This window comes from Pantanalinema rosaneae CENA516 (assembly GCF_050753385.1).
Taxonomy (GTDB): domain Bacteria; phylum Cyanobacteriota; class Cyanobacteriia; order Leptolyngbyales; family Leptolyngbyaceae; genus Pantanalinema; species Pantanalinema rosaneae.
Map to the genome: position 1 here is coordinate 1 of NZ_JBLZFZ010000129.1, position 4,435 is coordinate 4,435.

General features: G+C 50.6%; 7 protein-coding genes. 4 read left to right on the forward strand and 3 right to left on the reverse strand.

Going from position 1 to position 4,435, the window contains the following annotated elements:
- On the forward strand, positions 1-518 hold a 518-nt coding region (locus ACN4EK_RS32000), incomplete at its 5' end, for a hypothetical protein (protein WP_431662495.1).
- A 96-nt stretch (positions 519-614) separates the two neighbouring features.
- Here the strand turns inward: ACN4EK_RS32000 and ACN4EK_RS32005 are convergent.
- Both ACN4EK_RS32005 and ACN4EK_RS32010 read right to left on the reverse strand, forming a co-directional pair.
- Positions 615-1,133, reverse strand: a complete 519-nt coding sequence (locus ACN4EK_RS32005; RefSeq protein WP_431662496.1) for a hypothetical protein — start codon at positions 1,131-1,133, stop codon at positions 615-617.
- 499 nt (positions 1,134-1,632) lie between these two features.
- Positions 1,633-2,064, reverse strand: coding sequence for a VOC family protein (locus tag ACN4EK_RS32010; protein WP_431662497.1), 432 nt, complete (start codon positions 2,062-2,064; stop codon positions 1,633-1,635).
- Positions 2,065-2,104: 40 nt separating this feature from the next.
- On the opposite strand from ACN4EK_RS32010, the gene ACN4EK_RS32015 reads away from it, so the two are divergent.
- Complete coding sequence (locus ACN4EK_RS32015) at positions 2,105-2,947, forward strand: TIGR00297 family protein (protein WP_431662498.1); 843 nt, start codon at positions 2,105-2,107, stop codon at positions 2,945-2,947.
- Between the two features lie 18 nt (positions 2,948-2,965).
- On the opposite strand, the gene ACN4EK_RS32020 is transcribed toward ACN4EK_RS32015, so the two are convergent.
- Positions 2,966-3,250 carry a pentapeptide repeat-containing protein gene (locus tag ACN4EK_RS32020; RefSeq protein WP_431662499.1) on the reverse strand — a complete coding sequence of 95 codons (285 nt, stop codon included), beginning with the start codon at positions 3,248-3,250 and terminating at the stop codon, positions 2,966-2,968.
- 78 nt (positions 3,251-3,328) lie between these two features.
- Between ACN4EK_RS32020 and ACN4EK_RS32025 the strand changes: the two genes are divergently transcribed.
- Together ACN4EK_RS32025 and ACN4EK_RS32030 are read left to right on the forward strand one after the other, a co-directional pair.
- Positions 3,329-3,889 (forward strand): shikimate kinase, encoded by a 561-nt coding sequence (locus ACN4EK_RS32025; RefSeq protein ID WP_431662500.1) that lies wholly within the window; start codon positions 3,329-3,331, stop codon positions 3,887-3,889.
- Between the two features lie 79 nt (positions 3,890-3,968).
- The coding region (locus ACN4EK_RS32030) for a primosomal protein N' family DNA-binding protein (RefSeq protein WP_458575351.1) at positions 3,969-4,435 on the forward strand (467 nt) is incomplete at its 3' end.

The window sequence follows — 4,435 nt, forward strand, 5'->3', positions numbered from 1 at the left end:
AGATGTGTATAAGAGACAGCCTCGCTCCCCCACCCCGTTCCCTTGTATTCTGGAGGGAAGACACTGAGGTTGGTATGTGGATCGGACGGGTGATTTGGGCGATCGTACTCGCAGTATTTCTCACAGCCTGTAATAGCGCAACTGCCACGGAACCAGGCGTTGTCCCGATTCCGACGCGGCAATTAATCGGCAAGGCGATCGAAGTAGAATTGAGTCGAACTCAGCAGGAGTTAAATCGGCAATTACGGTTAGGGGAAACTCCGGCGGAAATTACCATTCGGCGGGTGACGATCGCGGAACAGACTCCAATGACGATCGAAGCGTTGGAAGCCTATCACATTAAAGGCACTTACGATTACCGCATGGTGTTCTCCAGCGATCGGCAGGTGACCCAACAGCGTAATCCCTATGACCTGTATTTACAAAAACAGTCCGAAGGCAAAACCTGGCGATTAGCCCATTTACAAATTGACGAAGCCGGTGAACCGATTTGGGTGACAGAGCGGATTACCTTTTGAAGTCCTAGCCAATAAAAAAGACGCATAGAGTAGTCTATGCGTCTATCCAAGTTCCATTGATGGATTTAGAGGAGAGTGCTGTTCCCCGCGATCGAGTTAGCGAGTGCCAACTTTACGAGCCATGTCCATATAGGTAGACATATTGGCTCCGGGACGACGACGAGTGCCATTGTTAGTAGGGACAAGGTATTGAGGGGCAAAGGTACTATTAGATTGAGACTTGCTGCTGGAGGAAGCAACCGCCGCCGCAATTAAGGCAGCCGGATCGGGAGCTTTAGCCGGTTCAGATGGCTTGGTTGCCGCCGCTTTAGCCGCTTCGAGTTTAGCGGTTCTGGCAGAAGGCTTACCATTGCCAGCCGCTTTGACCTCAGTTTTCTCAGGTTTCGGCGCTGCTGGTGTTTCCGGCTTTTCAGCTACGGCAGTGGCAGCGGGAGCCGGGGATTTTGCGGCGGGTGCAGCCCCTTTGGCATCCTCTAACTCCAGATAAAATCCGTTACCACTCTTCTTAGCAGGCTTAATCGCTGCACCTTCTTCCTGAGCCTTCTTCCCAAACCCAGTGAAAAAGCCAACAATCCCTGCAATTAGGTTTTTGAAGAAATTAACCAAACCACTCATGACAACTGCTCCCAAAAAATACTAGTACGCTTAGCCAACCGTTCCCAGAATGCTGATCTTGGGGGGAACTCAGAGACAAATACCACTTGCAGCCTCAGGGCAAAGCTGCCCTAAGAGACACTGAAGCCAGCAGAGTCACTGTGCGATCGTCCACCCATTCAGAGCATCAAGATAGTTGGTAAACCTCGACTCTCTCGTTAACTGGCGCTTAAGAACCGGACGACCAAGCAATTTAAGCCTGAATCATTATGTTGATGATTATGAAATTTTATTCACGACATAGACAAGATTAATCTACATTTCTTTACAAAAATTCACCGCTTTTAGAACGACGCTATTACCAAAGTGCCATTGGGCAAGGATTTCAGCATAGCTGCCCGGTAAGCATAAGAATGGCGACTACTCGTGATGGGTTTAAATACTTAATAAATACTAAAGATTTTTTATCAGGTTCGTTACGTTTATTTAATTTGCTCTCAGTAAAAATCATGGTTTCCCGTCAGGCACGATCGCCAATCTGCGTTAACTGTTGCTGTCCGAAGATGGCATCGGGATGACAGTAGTACTTAAACTCCAAAAGATTCTGGGCAGGATCGATCAGGAAGAAGGTGCGGTGTTCTAAGGGAGAATTGGGGAAGCGCCGTTTCGGGGCTTGATAAAACGTCAGTTGGTGGTGCTGCGATCGCTCCAGCAGGCGTTCCCAATCGGCTTCTGTGGCAAACACCAGCCCAAAGTGACGAGGATAAATCCCCCGTTGGGGCAACAAGGGTTCATCGGTTAAATGGGCAACTAACTGATGTCCATATAAGTTGAGAATGACGGATTGAGCACTTTCCCGCCCCAACTCGCAGCCCAACCCATCTACATAAAATGCCTTCGTTGCAGCAATATCATTGACGGGAAAGGCAAGATGAAACAATGTTTTGTCCATAAATCCAAGGCATCATAGAGGATGATGAGTCGGCACTTCTATGCTATCGCTCAACGTTTTGTCTCAAGTTTTAGCAGTTAATCTGTCAGGATCAACCGGTAATCTCCTGCCTTCACCGTCGCTGAATTCCTGGGGGATTGCCGTTGCCTTGAATACCATTCTGGCGATCGTCGCCTGGATTGCCCCCAAAAAACTGCTAACTCCCGCCGGACTATTCCATGGCTGGTTCCTGGGGGTGCTGATCTGGGGGTGCTTGGGGTGGCAAGGCTATGCCGTCGTCATGGTTTACTTCCTGGTCGGTTCCGCCGTCACTCGCATTGGCATGGCAGAAAAAGAAGCGGCTGGGATTGCTGAAAAACGATCGGGGGCACGCGGACCAGAAAATGTCTGGGGGTCAGCGTTAACAGCCGCAATTTGTGCGGTTGGGGTAGGACTCCTACCCTGGCTGAATCTAGGGACAGCAAGTGATACAGTCGCGGACTGGTTATTCCTCGGCTATGTCGCCAGCTTTAGTACCAAGTTGGCAGATACCTGTGCCAGTGAAATTGGTAAAGCCTATGGTCAACGCACGTTTTTGATTACCACTCTACAAGCGGTACCGCGGGGAACGGAAGGGGCTGTCAGCCTGGAAGGAACTTTGGCTGGAGTCGTCGCCTCCATCGCGATCGCAGTCTTAGGCTGGGCAGTCGGACTGATCTCCCCCTTAGGGATCGGCTTCTGCATGGTAGCTGCCTTTGTCGCGACGAATTTAGAAAGTGTGATTGGTGCTACATTACAAACCAAGCTGGATTGGCTCTCAAATGAATTGGTGAATGTAGTCAATACCTTGATTGGCGCGATCGTCGCCATTGGACTAGCGATCGCAGTGAGTGCCTTCTCCTAAACAGAGAATTGCATCTGCTTAATCATGGATGCTGCCATCTGGCATTTTTGCCCCTTTGAGGTTGGCATCCCTTAAATCAGTGCCGCGCAGATCTGCCCAACTTAAGTCGGCTCCCCGTAGATCTGCCCACCTCAAATTTGCCTGCTGTAAATTTGCCCACCGTAAATTGGCATGGCGCAAGTTAGCACGTAGCAAGCTAGCACCGCTCAAATTAACGTAGCTCAGATTCGCAGAACAGAGATTAATGTTGTGAAAATCTCGTTCTCCGGCAGCATAGAGCATTTGCAGTTCGGTAATATCCATACTTTTTACTGTAACGCGATTCTTCTGTGACGAGCGATCGCACGGTATTCTGACGAAGGAGATCAAGGAACTAGAGTCGTGAGTGATTTGCTCAAAAGCGCCAATGTTTATTTAATTGGCATGATGGGATCGGGGAAAACCACCGTCGGGCAACTATTAGCCAAGCAGCTAGAGTACCAATTTTTTGATACCGATACCGTGATTGAGCAATACAGCCAACAATCGATCGCGGAGTTGTTCGCCACCACCGGAGAAGCGGAATTTCGGACACTGGAAACCAAAGTGCTGGCAGAATTAACCTCCTACACTCGACTGGTGATTGCCACAGGCGGCGGTATGGTGTTGCGGCGAGAAAACTGGAGCTATCTGCGACATGGGGTGATTGTCTGGCTGGATGTGCCCTTAGACGAAATCCAGGAACGCTTACAAGCGGATACCACTCGTCCGTTGCTGCAAGAGACTGACCTGCCCAATCGGTTAAAGGAATTAATGGCACAACGGCGATCGCTGTATGCCCAGGCAGATGTCCATGTTCTATGTGCCGCTAAAGCCTCCCCAGAACAGATCGCCCAACAAGTGATGGAACAGATTGAACATGTGATTGAGCCAGACACGACCCCTCCCGATCAGGATTTCTGACATTTTATCCGCTACCGTTGCTTCTGGCAGTCCTGGCAAGCTACAGTATGGGGGAACCGTTCGAGCTTTGTTCTGAATCATGGCGACCTCACCGGGGCAATCTTTCTTGCCATTTCTGGCGGCTTCAGGCGTGGGAGTATCTTCATCGTCATTGCCTGAGGCAACGTGGGTAGATGCCTTGGTGGATAGCCCGGGTGCCCAGGAATTATTTACCTACCGGGTGCCGACGGGAGTTAGCGTTCAACCCGGCGATATTTTGAGTGTGCCATTTGGCAACCAGCAAGTCGGGGCGATCGCGGTGCATTGTGATCACGAACCCCCGACGCATCTTGATCCAGCCCAGATCCGCGAGATTGACTCCGTCATTAGTGCTGGCTTCTTCCCCACCCATTACTGGACACTGCTGCATCGCGTTGCTGCCTACTACTACACCCCCTTAATCCAGGTAGTTCGCGTTGCTCTCCCTCCGGGACTCTTAGCCCGATCGCAACGCCGGGTTCGCCTTCTCCCCTCTCCCCCCTCTCCCCCTGTCTCTTATACACATCT